The sequence below is a fragment of the Pseudomonas sp. fls2-241-TYG-175 genome (assembly GCF_030209155.1).
Classification (GTDB): domain Bacteria; phylum Pseudomonadota; class Gammaproteobacteria; order Pseudomonadales; family Pseudomonadaceae; genus Aquipseudomonas; species Aquipseudomonas viridiflava.
In genome coordinates this window covers 195,533-218,612 of record NZ_JARVSO010000020.1, presented here as the reverse complement: position 1 = coordinate 218,612, position 23,080 = coordinate 195,533, and the positions used below count along the sequence as shown (strand labels likewise).

Genomic DNA, 23,080 nt, shown 5'->3' with positions numbered 1-23,080 from the left:
GTATGAAGACAGACAGGCGACGCCTTCGAGTATCAAAGTGGGCGTCCGGGCAGGCGGGTGAGGGTAGCGAGTATTGAAAAAGGTATTGTTTCAGCTGCACTGGTTCTTCGGGATCACGGCAGGGCTGGTGCTGGCGTTGATGGGCATCACCGGCGCGCTGTACTCGTTCGAGGACGAAATCCTCGATGCGCTCAATCCGAACGTGTTGCTGGTCCAGCCGCAGGGCGAAACCCTGCCGCCTGTCGAACTGGTTCGCCGACTGGAGTCGGCGACCGGACTGACCGTCGCCATCCTCCGGGTCGAGACCGTCGGCAATCGGGTCGCTCAGGTGTTTTTTTCGCCCAGGCCGGGCGAGCGGCGCGGCCCCAAACGCAATTTCGATCCTTACACCGGCGAGCTGAAAGGCGACGGAGTCGGTGAGGAATTCTTCGACTTCATCCTGCGACTGCACCGCTTTCTGGCCATGGGCGAAGTGGGCAAGCAGGTCACGGCGGCGTGTACGCTGGTGCTGGTGTTCTTCTGTCTGTCTGGTCTGTACCTGCGCTGGCCGCGCAAGGCGCTGAACTGGCGTGTGTGGCTGACGCTGGACTGGGCGAAGAAGGGACGCAGCTTCAATTGGGACCTGCACTCGGTTTTCGGCACCTGGTGCCTGCTGTTCTATCTGCTGTTCGCCATCACCGGTCTGAGCTGGTCGTATGACTGGGTCAGCAATGGCCTGAACCGGCTGCTGGGTGATGCACCGGCCGAGCAACGCAAAGGCGGTGGTGGTCGTGGCGTAAATATGAGCAAGGATTCGCCGCCTGCGCCATTGGTGGCGGACTACGTCGCGATCTGGGACAGCCTGCAAAAGACTGCTGGCCCTGAGCTTTCGGCCTATAACCTGCGCCTGCCGTCAGCGGGCGGGCAGCCGGCCACTGTGTTCTACCTGCTCAAGGATTCACCTCATCCGCGTGCCCTGAACAGCGTCACTCTTGATCCTGCAAGTGGCGCGGTCAATTCGGTTTCGCGTTATGCGGAGCGCAGTCTGGGCGCGCAATTACTGATCAGTAATTACGCACTGCACGTCGGCAGCTACTTTGGCATTGTCGGCCGAATCGTCATGACGGTCGCGTCGTTGATGATGCCGCTGTTTTTCATCACCGGCTGGCTGTTGTATCTGGATCGCCGACGCAAGAAGCGTCAGGTCAAGGCCGCACGAGGTGATGTATCGACCGGTGCTGCGCCTGACGCCAACGCCTGGTTGATCGGGTTCGCCAGTCAGAGCGGTTTCGCCGAGCAACTGGCCTGGCAGACGGCGGGGCAGTTGCAGGCCGCGGGTCTGCCGGTGCGGGTGCAGCGGCTCGGCGACATGACCGAGCAGGACCTGAGTGCAAGCCGCAACGCCCTGTTTGTGGTCAGTACCTTCGGTGACGGCGAAGCACCGGACAGTGCGCGCGGTTTCGAACGCAAGTTGCTGGGCCGTCCGCTGTCGCTGGAAACCCTCAACTATGCCGTGCTGGCGCTGGGTGATCGGCAGTATCAGCATTTCTGCGGTTTCGCTCATCGTCTGCATGACTGGCTGGCCGAGCGTGGCGGCAGCACTCTATTTGCCCCGGTCGAGGTCGACAGCGCCGACCCTGTTGCCTTGCAGCAGTGGCAGCATCACCTTGGACAACTGACTGGCAGCACACCAACAGCGCTCTGGCAGGCCCCGGTGTTCGAGCACTGGACACTGGCCCGGCGCGAGCACCTGAACCCCGGCAGCAGCGGTTCGGGTGTCTATCTGCTGGACCTTGTCGCTCCCGGCACGATGCACTGGCAGGCGGGCGATCTGGTCGAGATCCTGCCGCGCAACAGTGATGAAGCCGTGCGGAGTTTTCTCAGCGGGCTGGGCATCGATCCTGCGACCCGGATCAATGTGGACGGCCTGCAGGAGCCGGTTGTTCAGGCCTTGGCGACCCGTCAGTTGCCGCAGCATCGGGCTCATCTGGTGGGCTTTCATGCGCAGGCGCTGATCGACGCGCTGGTGCCGGTTTCCGCACGCGAATACTCCATTGCTTCTGTTCCGGAGGATGGTTGTCTGCAGCTCATCGTGCGTCAGGAGATTCATCCGGACGGCAGCCTGGGCCTGGGTTCCGGATGGCTCACGGAGCATGCCGCCTCAGGCAGCGCGATCAGTCTGCGCCTGCGTCGCAACAGCAGCTTCCATCTGCCTGCCGAGCCGATTCCTCTGATCCTGCTGGGTAACGGTACCGGGCTCGCGGGGCTTCGCAGCCTCTTGAAAGCGCGCATCGCCCAAGGTCAGACGCGCAACTGGCTGCTGTTCGGCGAGCGCAATCGCGAGCATGATTTTCATTGCGGCGCAGAGCTGCAAGGCTGGCTGGAGTCGGGTGACCTAGCACGGCTGGACCTGGCGTTCTCGCGGGATCAGGCAGAGAAAGTCTATGTGCAGCATCTGTTGCGCGAGGCTGCTCAAGATCTGCGAGCATGGCTGGATGAGGGCGCAGCGATCTACATCTGCGGCAGCTTGCAGGGCATGGCATCAGGTGTGGATCACGTGTTGAACGAAGTGCTCGGCGAACGAGCCGTCAGCGAGCTGGTGGAGCAGGGGCGGTATCGGCGGGATGTGTATTGAGGTCTGCTGGTTGAGGTAATCGTGCCCACGCAGACGGACACGATTACCACAAGGCAGAATCACGCTGCGACAAACTGCTCCGCGTAGTGACAGGCCACTTGGCGGTTGTCCACCAGACGCAGTTCCGGCACGTCGGTGGCGCAGCGCTCTGTCGCGTAAGGGCAGCGCTTATGGAAAGCGCAGCCGCTTGGCGGGTTGAGCGGGTTGGGCAGCTCGCCGACGATCTTGATCTTGGGTTTCAGCGGATCAGGATGAATGGTCGGGGTCGCTGACAGCAACGCCTGAGTGTACGGGTGCAGCGGACGGTTGTAGATCTCTTCCTTGGGACCCATTTCCGCAGGCCGACCCAGGTACATCACCAGCACGGTATCGGCGACATGACGCACCACCGACAGGTTGTGCGAAATGAACACGTAGGCCGTGTTGAATTCCTGCTGCAGGTCCATGAACAGGTTCAGCACCTGAGCCTGAATCGACACGTCCAGTGCCGATGTCGGTTCATCCGCCACCAGTACTTTCGGTTGCAGCATCATCGCCCGTGCCAGTGCGATCCGCTGACGCTGACCACCAGAGAACATGTGCGGATAGCGCTGATAGTGTTCGGGACGCAAACCGACCTGAGCCATCATCGCCTGCACTTTCTCGCGGCGTTCGCTGGCAGACAGGTTGGTGTTGATCAACAGCGGTTCGCCGAGCTGATCACCAATCTTCTGCCGGGGGTTCAGCGAGGCATACGGGCTCTGGAACACCATCTGCACGTCCTTGCGCAGTTGCTTGCGCTCGGACTTGCTGGCGCCAGCCACTTCCTGACCGGCAATTTTCAACGAGCCGGAAGACGGCTCTTCGATCAGGGTCAGTGCGCGGGCCAGTGTGGACTTGCCACAACCGGACTCGCCCACCACAGCCAGAGTCTTGCCCGCTTCGAGTTCGAAAGACACGCCGTTGAGCGCGCGCACCAGCGCCGTGCCTTTGAACAGGCCGCGCGAGACTTCGTAGTGACGGGTAAGGTCGCGGGCGGTAAGTACGACGCTCATCACGCCACCTCCTGATTCAAGGGATAGAAGCAGCGCGCAAGGCTGTGGGCCTTGGGATCCAGCGCCGGACGCTGTACGCGGCAGTTGTCCTGCACGTAAGGGCAGCGCGGCGACAGCAGGCAGCCTTGCGGACGGTCGTAACGGCCAGGCACCATGCCCGGCAGCGTCGCCAGACGCTCGGCGCCCATGCTGTGCTCGGGAATCGCCGCCAGCAGCGCTTCACTGTAAGGATGCGCCGGTACGTCGAACAGACCGGGTACCTGACCCACTTCCACGGCTTGACCCGCGTACATCACGCAGACCCGCTGAGCGGTTTCGGCAACAACTGCCAGGTCGTGGGTGATCAGCACCAGCGCCATGTCCTGCTCTTTCTGCAGGCTCAGCAGCAACTCCATGATCTGCGCCTGGATGGTAACGTCCAGTGCAGTGGTCGGTTCATCGGCGATCAGCAGTTTCGGCTCGCCGGCAATCGCCATGGCGATAGCAACGCGCTGACTCATACCGCCAGACAACTGATGCGGGTAGGCATTCAGGCGTGCAGCGGCGCCAGGGATCTCGACTTTTTCCAGCAGTTCCAGAGCGCGCTGACGTGCAGCCTTGCCGGACATGCCCAGGTGCTGACGCAGCACTTCTTCGATCTGGAAACCCACGGTGTAGCTGGGGTTCAGCGCGGTCATCGGGTCCTGGAACACCATCGCCAGATCCTTGCCGATGATACGGCGACGCTGACGGGAATTGAGTTTGGTCAGGTCCTTGCCGTCGAAGTTGAGTGCGTCGGCGGTGATGATGCCGGGTGCGTCGATCAGGCCCATCAGCGCCATCATGGTCACGGATTTACCCGAACCCGACTCGCCTACGATGGCCAGAACTTCGCCCTTATCGACACTCAGGGACAGGCCATCCACGACGGGTACGGCCTTGGCGTCGCCGAAGCGAACGTTGAGATTCTTGATTTCAAGCAGTGACATACGAATCTCCTCAGGCGGCGTTCTTGAGTTTCGGGTCCAGCGCATCGCGCAAACCGTCGCCCATCAGGTTGATTGCCAGCACGCTGAGCAAAATGGTCAGACCGGGCAGGCTCACGACCCACCAGGCGCGTTCGATGTAATCGCGGGCCGAGGCAAGCATGGTGCCCCACTCAGGCGTCGGCGGTTGTACGCCAAGACCCAGGAAGCCCAGTGCCGCAGCATCGAGAATCGCCGACGAGAAGCTCAGGGTGGCCTGAACGATCAGCGGTGCCATGCAGTTGGGCAGCACGGTGATGAACATCAGGCGCGGCAGGGTTGCACCGGCCAGACGTGCAGCGGTCACGTAGTCGCGGTTCAGTTCGCCCATCACCGCAGCGCGGGTCAGACGGACATAGGACGGCAGCGAGACGATCGCGATGGCGATCACGGTATTGATCAGGCCAGGGCCGAGGATCGCCACGATGGCAACTGCCAGCAGCAGCGAGGGCAGGGCGAGCATGATGTCCATCAGGCGCATCACCGACGGACCCAGAATGCGCGGGAAGAAACCCGCCAGCAGGCCCAGCAGGATGCCGGGAATCAGCGACATGACCACCGAAGACAGGCCGATCAGCAGCGACAGGCGCGAGCCTTGAATCAGGCGCGACAGCAGGTCGCGGCCCAGTTCGTCGGTGCCGAGGATGAACTGCCACTGGCCGCCTTCCAGCCAGACCGGCGGGGTCAGCAGGAAGTCACGGTATTGCTCGCTCGGGTCATGCGGCGCAACCCAGGGGGCGAACAACGCGCAGAACACGATGATGATCATGAAGATCAGGCCGGCAACGGCACCTTTGTTCTTGGAGAACGCTTGCCAGAACTCTTTGTACGGGGACGGGTAAAGCAGGCTTTGATCGACTGCTACCGAAGGAGTAGGTGTGCTCATATCGATGATCTCAGCGCTGGTGACGGATGCGTGGGTTGGCAAAGCCGTAGAGGATGTCCACCACGAAGTTGACCAGGATCACCAGGCAGGCGATCAGCAGGATGCCGTTTTGCACGACCGGATAATCGCGGGCGCCGATGGCTTCGATCAGCCACTTGCCGATACCCGGCCAGGAGAAGATCGTTTCGGTCAGGACCGCACCGGCCAGCAAGGTGCCGATCTGCAGGCCGAAAACGGTCAGGACCGGAATCAGCGCGTTGCGCAGGCCGTGGACGAACACCACGCGTGCAGGCGACAGGCCCTTGGCCCTTGCGGTACGCACGTAGTCTTCACGCAGCACTTCGAGCATCGATGAACGGGTCATCCGGGCGATTACCGCCAGCGGAATGGTACCCAGCACGATGGCCGGAAGAATCAGGTGATGAAGGGCGTCGAGGAACGCGCCTTGCTCATCGCTGAGCAGGGTGTCGATCAGCATGAAGCCGGTCACTGGCTGAATGTCGTACAGCAGGTCGATCCGCCCTGACACGGGCGTCCAGCCCAGCGACACCGAGAAGAACATGATGAGGATCAGGCCCCACCAGAAGATCGGCATGGAATAACCGGCGAGGGAAATCCCCATGACCCCATGGTCGAACAGGGACCCTCGCTTGAGTGCGGCGATCACCCCGGCCAAAAGCCCGAGGACGCCCGCGAAGATCAGGGCTGCCAGCGACAACTCGAGGGTTGCCGGGAACAGCGAAGTGAACTCGGTCCAGACGCTGGTGCGCGTACGCAACGATTCACCGAGGTCGCCCTGGGCGAGCTTGCCGATGTAATCGATGTACTGGGCATAGAGCGGCTTGTTCAGGCCAAGGCGTTCCATGGCCTGGGCGTGCATTTCCGGGTCAACCCGGCGCTCGCCCATCATGACTTCCACAGGGTCGCCCGGAATCAGACGGATCAGTGCGAACGTCAGCAGGGTAATGCCGAAGAAGGTAGGGATCAGTAACCCCACCCGGCGGGCAATAAAACTAAACATCTTGTGGTGTACCTCATCAGCCGGTCAGGCGTACCGCCCTTGCTCTTGTGGAGCGCAGGCGGTGGTTTTTTCTACTTCACCCCGGTCGTGGTGAAGTTGTTATTGGTCAGCGGGCTGATATGAAAGCCTTCGACATTTTTGCGCATTGCCACGAACAGCTTCGGATAAGCCAGGCTGATCCAGGGCTGTTCCTGATTGAACACTTTTTGAGCCTGCTTATAGAGGGCAGCCCGTTCGCTCGGTTCGGTAATTTTCCGGGCTTCGGTGATTGCCGCTTCAAATTCCTTGTTGCACCAGCGTGCATAGTTCTCGCCATTCTTCGCTGCATCGCAGCTCAGGTTGGGTGTCAGGAAGTTGTCCGGGTCGCCGTTGTCGCCGGCCCATCCTGCGAAGACCATGTCATGTTCGCCCTTCTTGGCGCGCTTGAGCATTTCGCCCCATTCCATGATGCGAATGTCGAGCTTGATGCCTACCTTGGCCAGGTCCGACTGGAGCATCTGTGCGCCCACCATCGGATTGGGGTTGGTCACCGCGCCGCCGTTACGGGCGAACAGGGTAAACACCTGACCCTCGGGTACGCCAGCTTCCTTGAGCAGCGCACGGGCTTTTTCCGGGTCATAAGGCGTGGGCTGACTCTCGGTGTCGTAGCCCATCATGGTCGGAGGGTACGGACCTACGCCTTCAGTGGCCTTGCCTTCGCCGAACAGCGCCCTGATGTAGGACTTCTTGTCGAACGCCAGATTGATCGCCTGTCGCACGCGAGCGTCGCTCAGGTATTTGTGCGAGGTGTTGATCGCCACATAGCTGGTCATCATGGACTCCATCTCGTCGATCTTGAGATTGGGGTCTGCTTTGATGTTGGCAATATCGTCAGGTTTTGGATAAAGCGCAACCTGACATTCATTGGCCTTGAGCTTTTGCAGGCGCGTGTTGTTGTCCAGAGTGATCGCGAAAATCAGCGCCTCACTGGGAACCTTGCCTTTCCAGTAATCCGGGTTGGCTTTATAGCGGACCTGAGCATCCTTGGCATAGCGTGTCAGGATGAACGGACCGGTGCCGATGGGTTTGCTGTTGAATTCGCCGGTCTTGTTGCTCTTGAGCAACTGGTCGGCGTACTCGGCGGAGTAGATCGAGGTGAACGGCATGGCCAGGTCACGCAGGAACGGCGACTCGGGGCGCGTCAGGGTGAATTTTACCGTGGAGTCGTCGACTTTCTCGACGCTCTTGAGCAGGTTCTGGAAGTCCATGCTCTCGAAATAAGGGTAACCGACCAGCGAAAGTGCGTGCCACGGGTGCTTCGGGTCCAGCTGGCGCTGGAAGCTCCAGACCACGTCGTCGGCGTTCATTTCGCGGGTGGGTTTGAAGTAGTCGGTGGTCTGGAATTTCACACCTTTGCGCAGCTTGAAGGTGTAGGTCAGGCCATCGGCGCTGATGTCCCAGCTCTCGGCGAGGCCGGGAACCGTGTCAGTCGTGCCGGGGGTAAAGGCGACCAGACGTTCGAGAATGGTTTCTGCCGAGGCGTCTGCCGTGACGGCGGTCGTGTACTGCGCGATATCGAAACCTTCAGGGCTGGCCTCTGTGCAGACCACCAGCGGCTTGGCCGAGACGGATGCAGCAGCGCTGAGCAGCGCAATGGCGATCGAAGCGCGGAGCGATAGCAGTTTCAATAGAAGCCTCCTTGATGCAATGCGAAACGGCGACCGGCGTCATGCCGGTCGCCGCTTCCCGATCACTTACAGAATGTTGAACGGAATGGTGGTCACCAGACGGAACTCGTTGATGTTGCCATCAGCCTGGTTCTCGCTGGCGCGGTGAGTGGTGTAAGTCGCACGAATCGCGGTGGCCTTGAGCGGACCGGATTGTACGGAATACGAAGTACCGATGCCGTATTCGTAGTGGGTTTCGCCGTCCATTGCGCGCACGCCGGTTTTAGTTTCAACGCCTCTGATGTCCTGCGAATCGCCGTAAACGGTACCTTTATAGTTGGTACCGTCGATGTCCCAGCCGCGGGCCTGATAGATGTTGAATTTCAAACCGGGTACGCCGTAGCTGGCCATGTTCAGTACATAGGCGATCTGCAGCGACTTTTCGTTCGGTCCGTTGAAGTCCGAGAGCAGGGAGTTGGCCAAGAAGATCGCATTGGTATCGTGAACGTAGTCGAAGTACTCGTTACCGGACACTTCCTGGTACGCAACGCTCAGGCTATGTGCGTTGTGGGTACCCGTGAAGGAAAGACTGTAGGTATCGTTGTCGATCGGACCCTGCTTGGCCTGGCCGGAATCCTTGGTCTTGTAGTAGTTCAGATTGGTGCTGAATGCCAGGGTCTTGCTGTCGCCCATTTCATGGGTGAACCCGAAGTAGTACTGGTGCCAGAAGTCTTCCACGTTCGAGGCGTAGAGGCTGGTGGTCAGGCTTTCGAACGGTTTGTAATCGGCACCGAACATGTCCACGCGATCAGCGGTCTTGGTGCGATCACCGTACTCGGAGCGGAACTTGTCCAGGCTCTGTTCCATACGCGGCGAGACACGGTCGAAGCTGCCGGCCTGGAATGACAGGTTGTTCAACTCATCGCTCTGCAGGGCGACACCCTGGAAGCTGGAAGGCAGTGCGCGGTTGCCGATAAAGGCGATGACCGGCGTGTTGACCGACTGGCGACCCATGGTCAGCACGGTGTTGGAGACACGGGCCTTGACGTTGCCCAGACCCATTTTGCTCCACTGGCCTACGGCATCACCGTCGCTGTCCGCCAGGGTGCGGTTGGATCTTGGGACGAAATCGTCGATGTCACGCTCCAGCGCGACGGCGTTGTACAGCGCCAGTTCGGTGGAGAAGCCAACCGTGCCCTGGGTGAAACCCGAGGTGTAATTGACGATAGTGCCCTGCTGCCAGTTGATGCGGCGTGGCGTCTCCTTATCCACACCGTCTTTGGTGTAAGTGAATCTGTTGTCGCGACGAAACAGTTCATTGGCATACCAGTTACGTGTCGTACCGGTCAGGTGCTGATCTTCAAGAAAGCCATTGGCTTCTGCCTGTGCGTTCTTGGTGCTCAGCCCGGTGGGCACGAAGGCTTGACTCACGGGCTCTGCCTGAACCATCGCGCCGAACGACGAGAGGGATAGAGCCAGTAATGCAGTGCTGGTTGTTTTCACGATGTACAGCTCCCTTTACTACTTTTATAAACGCCAGTTTTTTGAGTTCTGGCTTTGGTGATGCAGGGTTTAAGGCCCCGCCTTGTTATATGTTCTGGGCACAGATGGATCGCTCGCCGCCTGAAGCGGCGGTGAGCGATATCGCTGTTTACGGGTTACTCGGCGACGCTGACGCCCGAGAAGTTGTTACGACCGAACGGGCTGACGTGGAAACCTTCCACTTCCTTGCGCAACGGCTGGTTGACCGTCGAGTGGGCAATTGGCGTGATCGGCACCTGCTCTTTCAGATAACGCTGCGCCTGCTTATAGAGGTCGGTGCGTTGTTCCCGATCTGTCGTGGCAATGGCGGCTTTGATGAGCGCGTCGTATTTCTCGTCGCACCACATCGAGTAGTTGTTACCGCCGATGGCGGCGCAGCTGTACAGCGTGCCGAGCCAGTTGTCCGGGTCACCGTTGTCGCCGGTCCAGCCGATCAGCGAAATATCGTGTTCGCCGTTCTTGGTGCGCTTGAGGTATTCGCCCCACTCATAGCTGACGATCCGAACCTTGATGCCGACCTTTGCCCAGTCGGACTGAAGCATTTCGGCCATCAGTTTGGCGTTGGGGTTGTAAGGGCGCTGCACAGGCATGGCCCACAGCGTCAGCTCGGTGCCTTCCTTGATCCCGGCATCGCGCAGCATCTGCTTCGCTTTTTCCGGGTCGTAGGCGGCGTCCTTGATGGTGTCGTCATAGGACCATTGGGTCGGCGGCATGGCGTTGACGGCCAGTTGGCCTGCGCCCTGGTAGACCGCATTGATAATGGCTTTCTTGTTGACGGCCATGTCCAGTGCCTGACGCACCTGCAGGTTGCCCAATGGTTCATGGCGCACGTTGTAGGAGATGTAGCCGAGGTTGAAGCCCGGACGTTCCATCACGTTCAGCGCCTTGTCGGACCGGAGTGCTTCAAGGTCGGCCGGGCGCGGGTTCAGCGTGACCTGGCACTCGTTCTTGCGCAGCTTCTGCACGCGCACCGAGGCGTCGGTGTTGATCGCGAAAATCAGTTGGTCGATCTTCACCCGGCTCGGGTCCCAGTACTCCTTGTTGCCGCGATAGCGGATCTGCGAATCCTTCTGGTAGCGCTGGAACACGAACGGACCCGTACCGATAGGCTGCTGATTGATGTCCCGGGCATCGCCGCTGGCCATCAACTGTTCAGCGTACTCGGCGGACAGAATGCCTGCGAAGTTCATCGCGATGTTCTGAATGAATGCGGCATCAACCGTGTTCAGGGTAAAGACCACTGTCAGTGGGTCGGTCTTCTCGACGGACTTGATCTTCTTGTTCAGACCCATACCGGTGAAGTATGGAAACTCGGTGGGGTAAGCCACGCGAAACGGATGGTCGGGCTTGAGCATGCGGTTGAACGTGAACAGCACGTCATCGGCGTTGAAGTCGCGGGTGGGCGTGAAGGTCTTGTTGCTGTGAAACTTCACGCCCTTGCGCAGATGGAAGGTATAGACCAGACCATCCTGCGACACGTCCCATGAGGTTGCCAGACCAGGCACCACAGTCGTGTCGCCCTGCTTGAATTCGGTGAGGCGATTGTAAATGGGCTCGGAGGCGTCATTGTCGGTGGCCGACGTGTATTGAGCACTGTCGAACCCCGCCGGACTCGCTTCCGAACAGAACACCAGATTGCTCGCCATGCCGGTCATCGGAGTCAATGCAAGCAGACCCAGACTCAGGCAAGACGTCATCGCAAGAGTTTTACGCATGATGATCCCTATCCTTGAAGGACGAGCACTCAGGCTCGGTAACTAACAGGCCCGTGGGCGATAACTGAATAACACGCAGTGCTTGCAGGTAACGGGCCAGCTGATGGCGGGCTTCCTGCCTTTGCCATTGCCTCTGACGGTATGTCGTTGAAGGCATCCGGTAAATAGGCTTATAGGCTGCAAGACGTGTAGGAAATATCCCCCAGATAGGTGGCTTAGTGCCTTTAGTTGCACTTGGCCCACTAACCGGAAGGGTTTCTTTATTCAGGAAGAGCGTCGACTGTGCTGCGTGAACAGCACAGTCGAATCGCGTTTACTTCACGCTTACACCATAGAAGGAATTCAGACCAAACGGGCTGATCTTGAAGTCCTGCACTTTGGTGCTCATGGGCTGATAGACCGTCGAGTGCGCGATAGGCGTCATCGGCACTGCGTCCTTCAGAAGGTGTTGCGCCTGTTTGTACAGTTCGGTGCGCTTGGCCTGGTCAGGTGTCGATTTGGCCTGCTTGATGATGGCGTCGTAAGGCTTGTCACACCATTTGGCAAAGTTGTTGCCGTTCAGGGCGTCACAGCCGAACAGGGTGCCGAGCCAGTTGTCCGGGTCACCATTGTCGCCGCTCCAGCCAATCAGCATGGCACCGTTTTCGCCGTTCTTGGCGCGCTTGATGTACTCGCCCCACTCGTAGCTGACGATGCGTGCATTGATACCGATCTTCTTCCAGTCGGACTGGAGCATTTCGGCCATCAGCTTGGCATTCGGGTTGTACGGACGCTGGACAGGCATGGCCCACAGGGTGATTTCGGTGCCTTCCTTGATGCCGGCTTCCTTGAGCAGGGCCTTGGCTTTCTCGGGATCGTACTTGGCATCCTTGATCGTGGTGTCATAGGACCACTGGGTCGGCGGCATGGCATTGACGGCCAGCTGGCCTGCGCCCTGGTACACCGAATCAATGATCTGCTGCTTGTTGACGGCCATGTCCAGAGCCTGACGAACCTTGAGCTGGGACAGCGGGTTCTCGCGGTCTTCACCCTTGATCTTGTCCATCACGTTGTAGGCGATGTAACCCAGGTTGAAACCAGCCTGGTCAGGCATTTTCAGATTCTTGTCGGCCTTGAGTGGCTCCAGGTCCGCCGGACGTGGATAGGCGGTGATCTGGCATTCGCCTTTCTTGAGCTTCTGGATGCGCACCGACGGGTCGGTGGTGATGGCGAAGATCAGGTTGTCGATCTTGACGTCTTCAGGCTTCCAGTAATCCTTGTTGCCGGTGAAACGGATGTTGGAATCCTTCTGGTAGCTCTTGAACACGAATGGGCCAGTGCCGACCGGCTTCTGGTTGATGTCCGCTGCCTTGCCTTCCTTGAGCAGCTGGTCGCCGTACTCGGCAGACTGGATCGAGGCAAAGCTCATCGCCAGGTTCTGAATGAACGCGGCATCAACGGTGTTCAGCACGAACTTGACGGTGTAGTCGTCGACCTTCTCGATCTTGGCGATGTTCTTGTCCATGCCCATATCGGTGAAGTACGGGAACTCCGTCGGCGCCGCTTTGCGGAACGGCATGTCTGGATTGATCATGCGGTTGAAGGTGAACAGTACGTCGTCGGCGTTGAACTCGCGAGTCGGCTTGAAGTACGGGGTGGTGTGGAACTTGACGCCCTTGCGCAGATGGAAGGTGTACGTCAGCACGTCGTCGGAGATGTCCCAGCTGGTCGCCAGGCCCGGCTGAACGGCAGTGCCGCCGCGCTCGAACTGGGCCAGACGGTTGAACATGGTTTCTGCCGACGCGTCGAAATCGGTGCCGGTGGTGTACTGGGCCGGGTCAAAGCCCGCGGGGCTGCCTTCGGAGCAAAACACCAGATTCGATGCTGCGTGAGCGAAAGGTGCACTTGCGAGCAGGGTGGCGCCGACTAGAAACGGAATGACCGCGTGTTTGAGCATGGTGGCCTCAGTTGTTGTCATTTTTTGATTAGAGGAACCGACCTCGTGAGCCGATCCGTCCGATACTTATGCAGGGGCCATACCCAAAGCAAGATGCTGACGCCAAAGAAGCCACAAAGAGTGGCACGATCGTACAGGAATGTCGCGAAAGTGTAATTTCTGCGCTATTTGATCGTTTGCGTGACCAGTTTTGAAACAAATCGCGCCCCATTAAGAGGCGTCCGGGTGGGGTTAATGCACCCGGTTGGGGCTGCGACTGTTACCTCACTTGCTCAGACTGACCCCGTAGAACGGTGTCAGCCCGAATGGACTGATCTTGAAGTCCTGCACTTCCTTGCGCATCGGCTGGAAAACCCTGGAGTTGGCAATCGGCGTGATCGGCACCTGCTGCTTGAGAATGTGCTGGGCCTGTTGATACAGCTTGATGCGCTCGTCGCGGTTGGTCGTCAGCTTTGCCTGTTGCACCAGCTTGTCGTAAGCCGGGTCGCACCACTTGGCGTAGTTGCTGCCTTTGACGGCGGCACAGCTGTACAGCACGCCGAGCCAGTTGTCCGGGTCACCGTTGTCGCCGGTCCAGCCGTAGATCATCGCGTCATGCTCACCAGCCTTGGCGCGCTTGATGTACTCGCCCCACTCGTAGCTGACGATATTGGCCTTGATGCCGATCTTGTCCCAGTCGGACTGGATCATCTGCGCCGACATGCGTGCGTTGGGGTTGGAGGCGCGCTGAACCGTCATGGCCCACAGATCGATTTTAGTGCCCGGCGCCACGCCCGCTTCCTTGAGCAACTGTTTGGCTTTGGTCAGGTCGCGGGGAGCGTCCTTGATCGTCGGGTCATAGCTCCACTGGGCTGGCGGCAGTGCGTTTTCGGCCAACTGGCCTGCGCTCTGGTAAACAGCCTTGATGATGGCCTGCTTGTCGATGGCCATGTCCAGCGCCTGACGCACCTTGAGCTGATCGAGCGGCGGGTGAGTCACGTTGTATGCCAGAAAGCCGAGGTTGAAGCCCGGCTGGCTCAATACTTTGAGCTTCGGATCCTTCTGCACTTCCTCGATGTCCTGCGGGCGGGGGTAGCCACTGACCTGACATTCGCCGGCCTTGAGCTTCTGCAGGCGCACGGCAGCATCGCTGCTGATCGAGAAAATCAGGTTGTCGATCTTCACGTCTTCGGGTTTCCAGTACTCGGTGTTACCGGTGTAACGTATCTGCGAGTCTTTCTGGTAACGCTTGAACACGAACGGGCCGGTGCCGACAGGCTTCTGGTTGAGGTCCTGCGCCTTGCCTTCCTTGAGCAACTGATCGGCGTATTCGGCAGACTGGATGGAAGCAAAGCTCATCGCCAGGTTCTGTACGAACGCCGCGTCGATGTTGTTCAGCGTGAACTTGACGGTATTGGCGTCAACCTTCTCGACCTGCTTGATCGTGGTGTTGAGGCCCATGTCGGTGAAGTACGGCGATTCGGAAGGGTAGGCCTTGCGGAACGGGTGGTTCGGGTCCAGCAGGCGGTTGAAGGTGAACAGCACGTCGTCGGCATTGAAGGTGCGGGTCGGCTTGAAGTAATCAGTAGTGTGGAATTTCACACCTTCGCGCAGGTGGAAGGTGTAGGTCAGGCCATCGGGCGACACGTCCCAACGTGTTGCCAACCCTGGCTCCACTTCCGTGCCGCCGCGCTTGAACTGCGTCAGGCGGTTGAAAACCGTTTCAGCCGAGGCATCGAAATCGGTGCCGCTGGTGTACTGACTGGGGTCGAAACCTGCCGGGCTCGCTTCCGAGCAATACACCAGTGTGGTGGCTGCCTGAGCAAGAGGTGCGCAGGCCAGCAGGGCGGTGGTCAGTAGCAGCGGTTTGAAGATGGTGTGTCCCATGGATCCCTCACGAAGTGCGGCAATGACCGTGCTGAGTGTTGACACGTCTAGTGTCGACAAAAGATGTAACACGATAGTGCCGCACTTGGTCGGATAGGGACAAATCTTACTTGCCGGTGATCTTTTTCCACAGGTCCGACAGCGACGTGCTTTTAAAGAAGGTATCCAGGAAGTTGTCACTGCTTTGTTCGAATTGCTGCAGCGCTTCGGACGCATGACTCTGGATATGACGATGAAGCTGATCCAGTTCGTTTTTCAACGTCGCGCGTCTGACCTGTTCAGGATGGGCACCGGCCCATTCACGCAACAGCGTGTCTTGCCAGTCAGTGTCCATGGCGTGAGCGAAGAACCGCGCAGCGACCTGCGAAGGATGTTCGGTTTCATCTACAGAGTGCCACTGGCCCAGTACCGCCTTTCCAACCTGAAGCACGGCATGCCTGGCCAGCAGCGCAGCCGGTTCATGCAAGGGGTGTTCCGCGTGGTCTTTGGCCAGTTGCGAGTGGGACGGATCTGTCGAACCGTTGGTATGAGGGTCATCGCCAAGCCCGGTCTGGAGATCGTCGATGCTGTTGCCAAGCATTGCCATCAGCCCCAGCAGGACGCTGCCCACGGCATTGCCAAGTAGTCGGCCGGGTGTCGCAATGAATGCATAGAAGCGTTCAACCTGCTCGGAAAAGGGCAGCAGCGCCCAGCCGTCACGTGCCTTCAGAAATTCCTCAAAGGCCCGAAGCAGGTTTTCGTCCGGGTGCTCGCTGAGCAGAATCTGGATGATCTGGTCGCGCTCATAGCGAACGCCCGGCTGCAAGGCTTCGAATGGCTTGTCCTTGTTCGGAAACAGTATCTTGCCCAGCGGTGCCGCCAGGCTGGCAATGATGTCGCTGCCGCCGAAACTTCCCGTCACTAACGGCAGACGGTGCCTGCAATCGGCTTCCGAAGTCCACGGCAGCACATCGGTATGGCCCAGCTTGATCAGGCTCAGTTCGACGAAGTTGGAGTGGGCGAAGAAGTCTTCGAGGATGTGCAACGCGGCGCCCATTGCCCTGAGCCCGTCTGTGGAGGAAGGACCCGCCTGTACGGCGATGTCCAGATCTGCCGCCATGAGATCCACCGAGCGCTGGAGGTAGCGTTTCATGGAAGTCTCGGGATCGACCTGCAAAATGGGGTCGTCGGGCAGCGTCCAGTCGTCGAAGTCAGCGTCACGCGATTTGGGGTTGGCGGGGGCAGGGTTTATGGCCCTGGGGTTGTCGATGTGTTCGGCGGCGCGATACACGCCCAGCCGCTGCGGTGTCACGATGAAGCGCGACCGGTCTATTTTCATTAGATCGGTGAAGGCTTTCACGGCCAGTACATCAACAATTCCGGTCAGGGCTTCGCGAGACAGCAAATCAGGGAAACTCTTGGGCATGTCAGGTGCGCGGACAAGCTTGGGGTCGACCAGTTGCGAATGGTCGCGCAACCAGTTGCCGTAATAGATGGCGCGGATTTCGTCTTTTCTGAAACCGGCTGTTTCCAGAATAGCCTCAATCGAACCGTGGGTATGTCGGTGTTCGTCACCATCTCCGGCCTCGAAGCGAAGCGGCACAGGGAGCTGCTCGGCAATGTTGTCGTGCTGGTGATGGGCGGGTTGGTGGCGTGTCGGGTCTTGAGGATTCATCCGTGATTCCTGAAAGTGGGGCAAGTGCTCGGGTGCGCAGCAATGCCCGGTTGGGGAGTGCGGGCAAGTATACGGATGAGAGAATTTGGTGAAATCAGCCTGCGCGGTTGATGTTGTAAGACGCGGCCGAGGATGGCGGGAATTCTGGGGGTAATAGAAGGCGAAAAGTGGTCGTCAACCTGTGCCATTTGTGAAGCGGAGCGTCACGGGAGCCATGCCCACGCGGAGCGATGGGCACGATCAGTGTTGAGGCCGACTTGTGTATAACGATAAGCGCGTAGCATGGGCACGATCGTGTGATTGAGACCCCGATCGTTACCACGCTCCTGCGTGGTAACGCCGCCCAGGACGCTCTGCGTCCGCTCTCGGTCATATGAACCGGGAGCTTATGGAACCGCCACCTCAATCACTCCGTCTGCCGCGACGCTCACCTGGCTGGTGCCCGCTTCAACATCCGGGGTCGGTGCCGCGTCTTCACGCGAGGACTTCATCATCATGGCCACTGGCGCGCGCAGGTACGGTTGCGGGTAGCCCGAGGTGTTGAGGTTCAGGTTGACCAGCTTGTAGCCGGTGCCGCCCAGCGCTTCGGTGACCAGTTGCGCACGCGCCTTGAACGCCGTGACGGCATCCTTGAGCAGGGTGTCTTCACTGGCCTTGCGCGTGGCGGGCGAGATCGAGAAGTCCATGCCGCCCATTTTCAGATCGCCGAGCAGTTCGCCGGTCAGCTTGGACAGGACGGCGAAATCGGCACTTTCCAGGCGGACTTCTGCGCGCTCACGCCAGCCGGTGATTTTCTGGCCCTTGTCATCGTAAATCGGATAGCTGTTACGGCTGCCCTGACGAATCTTCACATCCTTGGCCTGACGCGCCTGGCCCAGCGCCTTGTTCAACGTCTCGGTCACCTGCGCAGCCAGTTTCGCGGGGTCGCTGTCCTGCGCTTCGGTGTACAGCGTCACCATCATCAGGTCTCGCTGGACTTCCTGATTGACTTCGGCGCGCAGGGAAATCTGGTTATAGCGGGCTTCTTCGGCCATGGCCGGCAGGCTGGAGAAGGTAACGGCAGCCAGCGCGAAAAGCGTGGCGGCAGGGCGGAGAGTGAACATGAGAACTCCTTGTTATAAGGCGGCCTTCGACGGCTGTCGGACGGCGCAGACTCATCAGACTGTAACCCTTGAGACTGGTTCCTGCACCCCCGACGCGCCCAACGATGCGGCGCGTTGACGCACTTTTCCAGTTTTGCGCCATGCTTGGTTATACTCGTCCCGATCCGCCTGGAGCGCTCATCAGGAGAGCTCATGCTCGCCCCCGTTCAAATGCTTTCAGCCACGCGTCAGAACCTGTGGCGCCTGACATTCATCCGCATCCTGGTATTGGCCGCACAAGCCGGTTCGGTGGGGATCGCCTGGCTGTTCGACTTTCTTCCGCTGCCGTGGCTGCAGCTGTCGATCACTCTGGGCTGTTCGCTGATCCTGTGCCTGCTGACTGTCATTCGTCTGCGCACCTCGTTGCCGCTGACCGAACTCGAATACGCCCTGCAGCTGGCGCTGGACCTGCTGATCCATAGTGCGCTGCTGTATTACTCGGGCGGTTCGACCAACCCGTTCGTTTCTTATTATCTGGTGCCGCTGACAATTGCCGCAGCGACATTGCCATGGCGTTATTCGCTGATCCTGTCCGGCTTCGCGCTGGGGCTGTATACCTTTCTGATGGTGCAGTCCTACCCGCTGGAAACCTATCCCATTGCTCGCGAAAACATGCAGGTCTATGGCATGTGGCTGAGCTTCGTGCTGGCAGCGGGGGTGATCACGTTTTTTGCCGCTAAGATGGCTGAAGAGCTGCGCCGTCAGGACCAGCTGCGTGCCGAGCGTCGGGAAGAAGGCCTGCGTGACCAGCAACTGCTGGCTGTGGCCACGCAGGCAGCGGGTGCGGCGCATGAACTGGGTACGCCGCTGGCGACCATGAGTGTGCTGCTCAAGGAAATGCGCCAGGACCACAGCGACCCTGCCCTGCAGGATGATTTGGCCGTGCTGCAGGAGCAGGTCAAGCAATGCAAGCAGACCCTTCAGCAACTGGTACGCGCTGCCGAGGCCAACCGGCGCATGGCGGTCGACTATCAACCGGCGACGCAATGGCTGGACGAGTCGCTCAATCGCTGGCACCTGATGCGGCCTGAAGTGAGCTATCGCTTCCAGAAGCTGGGCAAGGACGAGGTACCGATGCTGGCGCCGCCACCGGACCTGACTCAGGCACTGCTCAACCTGCTCAATAACGCTGCCGATGCCTGTCCCGACGGGCTGGAAGTCAATCTGGACTGGGACAGCACGGAAGTATGCATCAGTATTCGTGACCACGGCGCCGGTGTGCCGCTGGCCATTGCCGAGCAGATCGGCAAACCGTTCTTTACTACCAAGGGCAAGGGTTTCGGCCTTGGCCTGTTCCTGAGCAAGGCCAGCGTCACCCGCGCGGGTGGCTCGGTAAAGCTCTACAGTCATGAAGAAGGCGGTACGCTCACCGAGCTGCGACTGCCCCGTGACACGCGAGGAGAAGAAGCATGAGTGACGAAGAGATTCAGGTCGACGGCGAAGAGTTGCCGCACCTGCTGTTGGTCGATGACGACGCGACCTTCACCCGGGTCATGGCACGCGCCATGAGCCGTCGCGGTTTTCGGGTCAGCACCGCAGGTTCGGCGGAAGAAGGTCTGATACTGGCGCAGCAGGACATCCCCGAATACGCCGCGCTGGACCTGAAGATGGATGGCGATTCCGGCCTGGTGCTGCTGCCCAAACTGCTGGAAATGGACCCGGACATGCGCGTGGTGATTCTCACCGGTTATTCGAGCATCGCCACCGCCGTCGAAGCCATCAAGCGCGGTGCCTGCAACTACCTGTGCAAACCGGCGGATGCCGATGATGTGCTGGCGGCCCTATTGTCGGAGCACGCCAACCTCGACACGCTGGTGCCGGAAAACCCCATGTCGGTGGATCGCCTGCAGTGGGAGCATATCCAGCGCGTGCTGACCGAGCATGAAGGCAATATTTCGGCCACCGCTCGGGCGCTGGGCATGCACCGCCGGACCTTGCAGCGCAAATTGCAGAAGCGTCCCGTGCGACGTTGATGAAGCTTTTTTCATGGTGATCGTTCAGGCGTTTTTTTGCTTCATTGTGGTCAGGCATCGTTCTTTTGCAGACAGCGAGCCTGAATTACATGAAACGCAATGCCGAGTATTCCGTCGTCAACGACACCGTTAAAGGAGCTTTTTTTCCAAGGGTATGGAAACTGATCACGCCGTATTGGCGCAGTGAAGAAAAAACCATGGCCTGGGTGCTGCTGGCCTCCGTGGTTGCGCTGTCACTGTTCAGCGTGCAGATGTCAGTGATGTTCAACAGCTGGTATCGCGAGTTCTACAACGCCTTGCAGAACAAGGACACAGGTGCATTCACGCACCTGATCCTGTATTTCAGCGGCCTGGCCGCCATCGCCATTTTCGCTGCCGTGTATCGGCTTTATCTGACGCAGATGCTTACGATCCGCTGGCGGCGCTGGCTGACCGAGCAGCATTTTGCACGCTGGCTGGCGCACAAGAATTACTACCACCTGGAGCAGGGCGGTTACACCGATAACCCGGACCAGCGTCTTTCCGAAGACCTCAATGAATTTACAACCAGCACCCTGCACCTCGGGCTTGGCCTGATGAGCGCGGTGGTCAGCCTGGTGTCGTTCTCGGTCATTCTGTGGGGCGTGTCGGGGAGTATCGAACTGTTCGGCATCACCATTCCCGGCTACATGTTCTGGGCTGCGATGCTCTACGCCATCGTCGGCAGCTTTCTGACCCACTGGATCGGTCGGCGTCTGATTCCGCTCAACAATCAACAGGAGCGCTACGAAGCGGACCTGCGTTATGCGTTGGTGCGGGTGCGGGAAAACGCGGAAAGCATCGCGCTGTCCGACGGCGAAAAGAATGAAAACCAACGGCTGAGCGGCCGGTTCTCGATGATCTGGCATAACGTCCTGACGTCGATGAAGGTGCAGAAGCGACTGACGTTCTTCACGTCCGGCTATGGCCAGATCGCGATTATCTTTCCGTTCGTTGTCGCAGCGCCCCGGTACTTTGCAGGCAAGATCGAGTTGGGTGATCTGATGCAGATCAACTCGGCGTTCGGCAATGTGCAGGAGAACTTCAGCTGGTTCATCAGCGCGTATGACACGCTGGCGTCCTGGCGGGCGACCAGTGATCGTCTGCTGAGTTTCCGTCAGGCCATGAGCGACCATGAGGCTCAGGTTCCGTCCATTCAAAGGGTGCAGACCGGGAATGCGGTGGACCTGAAAGACCTGGGCCTGACGCTGGCCAGCGGTCGGCAGTTGCTTCAGGACGCGCATCTGCATATAGGGCAGGGCGAAAAAGTGATGCTCAGTGGCCGGTCGGGCAGCGGCAAAAGCTCTTTGCTCAGGGCGCTCGGCGGCTTATGGCCCAAGGGCACGGGCAAGATCGGCATACCGGAAGGGCGTGCCCTGTTTCTGCCGCAACGGCCATATCTGCCAATCGGTACCTTGCGTGAGGCCTTGAGTTATCCACAGCCGCCCGAAAAGTTTCCGGCTGAACGGTACGCCGAGGCGCTGCGCAAATGTCGCCTCGAGCCGTTGGTGGCGCGACTGGATGACAGTGATCACTGGCAACGAGTGTTGTCGCCCGGCGAGCAGCAGCGGATGGCCTTCGCCCGTGCGCTGCTGCTGACACCGCAGTGGCTGTACATGGATGAAGCGACCTCTGCGATGGACGAAGAGGACGAGGCGGCGATGCACCATGCGATCTTCGAAGAAATTCCCGGCCTGACCCTGCTCAGCGTGGGACATCGCAGCAGTCTCAAGCGTTTTCATGACCGGCATGTGCAGGTCGAAGGCGGGCAATTGATCGAGCGCCGGGCGTCTGAACCGGCCTGATGAGGCTTATGGGTAGCGGGGCCGAGCTTTTGGGGTGTGATCATACAACCGCTGAGCTATGATTGACGCTTGTTTAACTGTCCAGAGATCGATGTTGGATATGGAAAATCAAAGCGCTCCGCCCCGCGCCCGTAGAAAGCACCGCAGCCTTGCGCAGGAGCTGGTGACTGAATTGTCCGAGCGTATTCGCAGTGGACAGCTCAAGCGTGGCGATAAATTGCCCACCGAATCCGCGATCATGGAAGAGCAGGGCGTCAGCCGTACTGTGGTTCGTGAAGCGATTTCACGCCTGCAGGCGTCCGGCCTTGTCGAAACCCGCCACGGGATCGGCACCTTTGTGCTGGATACGCCGAGCCCGAGCGGTTTCCGGATCGACCCGGCCACCATCGTCACCTTGCGTGATGTGCTGGCGATTCTCGAATTGCGCATCAGCCTGGAAGTCGAGTCCGCCGGGCTGGCCGCGCAGCGCCGCAGCGCCGAGGAACTGGCTGCCATGCGTGCTGCGCTGGACGCGCTGAATGAAAGCGCTGCTCACGCGACCGATGCGGTGGCGTCTGACTTCCAGTTCCACCTGCAGATTGCGTTGTCGACCGGCAATCGCTATTTCACCGACATCATGACCCATCTGGGCACCAGCATCATTCCGCGCACGCGGCTGAACTCTGCGCGCCTGGCTCATGACGATCAGCAGCACTACATGGACCGGCTCAGCCGCGAGCACGAGGAAATCTACGAGGCCATCGCCCGTCAGGACTCCGACGCCGCCCGCGCCGCCATGCGCCTGCACCTGACCAACAGCCGCGAACGTCTGCGTCACGCTCACGAAGAGGCTGAATCGCAGCGCGCCTGATGTGACGCATAGCGTCACGGGCGGCATACCCACGCAGAGCGCTCAGCGTTATACACAAGTCGCGATGAGCATCTGGTGCGAGCACGATTTCAGCAGTGGGAGCGGACTTGTCCGCGAAAACTGGTACATCCGACGAAGATGCAGCGTCTGAAACGCAGTATTCGCGGACAAGTCCGCTCCCACTTTCAGATACCGCATTCCTCCAGGTCGATTTGTGTATAACGATGAGCGCAGAGCGTGGGCACGATCAGTGTCGGGGCGGGCTTGTGTATAACGACGAGCGCAGAGCATGGGCATGATCGGTGTGCTTGAGATCACCTCTCGTTCCCACGCTCCAGCGTGGTAACGCCTCTCTGGACGCTCCGCGTCCGCTT

General features: G+C 59.5%; 16 protein-coding genes. 5 read left to right on the top strand and 11 right to left on the bottom strand.

The genetic code is table 11. The annotated features are described in order from the left end of the window. Positions 1-73: 73 nt before the first annotated feature. Positions 74-2,614: a sulfite reductase flavoprotein subunit alpha gene (locus QRN20_RS15950; protein WP_285360769.1), complete on the top strand. Its 2,541-nt coding sequence runs from the start codon at positions 74-76 to the stop codon at positions 2,612-2,614. A 59-nt stretch (positions 2,615-2,673) separates the two neighbouring features. Here the strand turns inward: QRN20_RS15950 and QRN20_RS15945 are convergent, their stop codons facing one another. The 11 genes from QRN20_RS15945 to QRN20_RS15895 form a co-directional block, all read right to left on the bottom strand. Then, on the bottom strand, positions 2,674-3,648 hold the full coding sequence (locus QRN20_RS15945) for a peptide ABC transporter ATP-binding protein (protein WP_004887877.1): 975 nt from the start codon (positions 3,646-3,648) through the stop codon (positions 2,674-2,676). Continuing rightward, positions 3,648-4,616 carry an ABC transporter ATP-binding protein gene (locus QRN20_RS15940; RefSeq protein ID WP_004887874.1) on the bottom strand — a complete coding sequence of 323 codons (969 nt, stop codon included), beginning with the start codon at positions 4,614-4,616 and terminating at the stop codon, positions 3,648-3,650. Before QRN20_RS15940 ends, QRN20_RS15945 begins: the two co-directional genes overlap by 1 nt. 10 nt (positions 4,617-4,626) lie before the next feature. Next, positions 4,627-5,538, bottom strand: coding sequence for an ABC transporter permease subunit (locus QRN20_RS15935; protein WP_024687674.1), 912 nt, complete (start codon positions 5,536-5,538; stop codon positions 4,627-4,629). 10 nt (positions 5,539-5,548) lie between these two features. Beyond that, a complete protein-coding gene (locus tag QRN20_RS15930; RefSeq protein ID WP_122412283.1) occupies positions 5,549-6,559 on the bottom strand; it encodes an ABC transporter permease subunit in 1,011 nt (336 codons plus the stop codon). A gap of 71 nt (positions 6,560-6,630) precedes the next feature. Beyond that, entirely contained in the window at positions 6,631-8,226 is a 1,596-nt protein-coding gene (locus tag QRN20_RS15925; RefSeq protein WP_004887870.1) for an ABC transporter substrate-binding protein, read from the bottom strand. A gap of 66 nt (positions 8,227-8,292) precedes the next feature. Further along, a complete protein-coding gene (locus QRN20_RS15920) occupies positions 8,293-9,708 on the bottom strand; it encodes an OprD family porin (protein ID WP_058431857.1) in 1,416 nt (471 codons plus the stop codon). 155 nt (positions 9,709-9,863) lie between these two features. Further along, positions 9,864-11,462 (bottom strand): ABC transporter substrate-binding protein, encoded by a 1,599-nt coding sequence (locus QRN20_RS15915; RefSeq protein ID WP_043306787.1) that lies wholly within the window; start codon positions 11,460-11,462, stop codon positions 9,864-9,866. A 313-nt stretch (positions 11,463-11,775) separates the two neighbouring features. Next, positions 11,776-13,398: an ABC transporter substrate-binding protein gene (locus QRN20_RS15910; RefSeq protein ID WP_029244387.1), complete on the bottom strand. Its 1,623-nt coding sequence runs from the start codon at positions 13,396-13,398 to the stop codon at positions 11,776-11,778. Between the two features lie 264 nt (positions 13,399-13,662). Further along, on the bottom strand, positions 13,663-15,264 hold the full coding sequence (locus QRN20_RS15905; protein WP_058431856.1) for an ABC transporter substrate-binding protein: 1,602 nt from the start codon (positions 15,262-15,264) through the stop codon (positions 13,663-13,665). Positions 15,265-15,370: 106 nt separating this feature from the next. Further along, on the bottom strand, positions 15,371-16,918 hold the full coding sequence (locus QRN20_RS15900; RefSeq protein ID WP_285360766.1) for an HET-C-related protein: 1,548 nt from the start codon (positions 16,916-16,918) through the stop codon (positions 15,371-15,373). A gap of 386 nt (positions 16,919-17,304) precedes the next feature. After that, complete coding sequence (locus QRN20_RS15895; protein ID WP_025994186.1) at positions 17,305-18,021, bottom strand: SIMPL domain-containing protein; 717 nt, start codon at positions 18,019-18,021, stop codon at positions 17,305-17,307. A gap of 192 nt (positions 18,022-18,213) precedes the next feature. Between QRN20_RS15895 and QRN20_RS15890 the strand changes: the two genes are divergently transcribed. From QRN20_RS15890 to QRN20_RS15875, 4 genes are all read left to right on the top strand, one after another. Then, positions 18,214-19,473, top strand: coding sequence for an ATP-binding protein (locus QRN20_RS15890; RefSeq protein WP_025994187.1), 1,260 nt, complete (start codon positions 18,214-18,216; stop codon positions 19,471-19,473). Further along, positions 19,470-20,033 (top strand): response regulator transcription factor, encoded by a 564-nt coding sequence (locus QRN20_RS15885; RefSeq protein WP_025994188.1) that lies wholly within the window; start codon positions 19,470-19,472, stop codon positions 20,031-20,033. Before QRN20_RS15890 ends, QRN20_RS15885 begins: the two co-directional genes overlap by 4 nt. Positions 20,034-20,122: 89 nt before the next feature. Continuing rightward, complete coding sequence (locus QRN20_RS15880) at positions 20,123-21,856, top strand: ABC transporter ATP-binding protein/permease (RefSeq protein ID WP_088236011.1); 1,734 nt, start codon at positions 20,123-20,125, stop codon at positions 21,854-21,856. A 100-nt stretch (positions 21,857-21,956) separates the two neighbouring features. After that, positions 21,957-22,706 carry a FadR/GntR family transcriptional regulator gene (locus QRN20_RS15875; RefSeq protein ID WP_004883131.1) on the top strand — a complete coding sequence of 250 codons (750 nt, stop codon included), beginning with the start codon at positions 21,957-21,959 and terminating at the stop codon, positions 22,704-22,706. Positions 22,707-23,080 lie beyond the last annotated feature (374 nt).